At 56.8% G+C, this 1,030-nt stretch carries 1 rRNA gene; it reads right to left on the bottom strand.

Annotation, left to right across the window (positions count from 1 at the left end):
- A 23S ribosomal RNA gene (locus ACFY2K_RS43505) occupies window positions 1-1,030 on the bottom strand; the annotation flags it as partial.

Below are 1,030 nucleotides of genomic sequence, written 5' to 3'. Positions count from 1 at the left end.
GGACGGCTTCACGGGCTTAGCATCAAGAGGTTCAGCGTTGGCGCTTCAAAGCGGGTACGGGAATATCAACCCGTTGTCCATCGACTACGCCTGTCGGCCTCGCCTTAGGTCCCGACTTACCCTGGGCAGATCAGCTTGACCCAGGAACCCTTGGTCAATCGGCGCAAGAGTTTCCCACTCTTGTATCGCTACTCATGCCTGCATTCTCACTCGTATACCGTCCACGACTGGTTTCCACCGCCGCTTCACCCGGCACACGACGCTCCCCTACCCATCCACGCAGCCGTTAGGCCTTCACACGTGAATGACACGACTTCGGTGGTGTGCTTGAGCCCCGCTACATTGTCGGCGCGGAATCACTTGACCAGTGAGCTATTACGCACTCTTTCAAGGGTGGCTGCTTCTAAGCCAACCTCCTGGTTGTCTCTGCGACTCCACATCCTTTCCCACTTAGCACACGCTTAGGGACCTTAGTCGGTGTTCTGGGCTGTTTCCCTCTCGACCATGGAGCTTATCCCCCACAGTCTCACTGCCACGCTCTCACTTACCGGCATTCGGAGTTTGGCTAAGGTCAGTAACCCGGTAAGGCCCATCGCCTATCCAGTGCTCTACCTCCGGCAAGAAACACGTGACGCTGCACCTAAATGCATTTCGGGGAGAACCAGCTATAACGGAGTTTGATTGGCCTTTCACCCCTAACCACAGGTCATCCCCCAGGTTTTCAACCCTGGTGGGTTCGGTCCTCCACACGGTCTTACCCGCGCTTCAACCTGCCCATGGCTAGATCACTCCGCTTCGGGTCTTGGGCATGCAACTCAACCGCCCTATTCGGACTCGCTTTCGCTACGGCTACCCCACACGGGTTAACCTCGCTACACACCGCAAACTCGCAGGCTCATTCTTCAAAAGGCACGCAGTCACGGCCCACCAGCAAGCTGGTGAACGACGCTCCCACGGCTTGTAGGCACACGGTTTCAGGTACTATTTCACTCCGCTCCCGCGGTACTTTTCACCATTCCCTCACGGTACT

Origin of the sequence: Kitasatospora sp. NPDC001309 (genome assembly GCF_042896295.1) — a bacterium.
Lineage (GTDB): Bacteria > Actinomycetota > Actinomycetes > Streptomycetales > Streptomycetaceae > Kitasatospora.
Note: the sequence above shows the minus strand (reverse complement) of the source record. Positions and strands in the feature narration are given on the sequence as shown.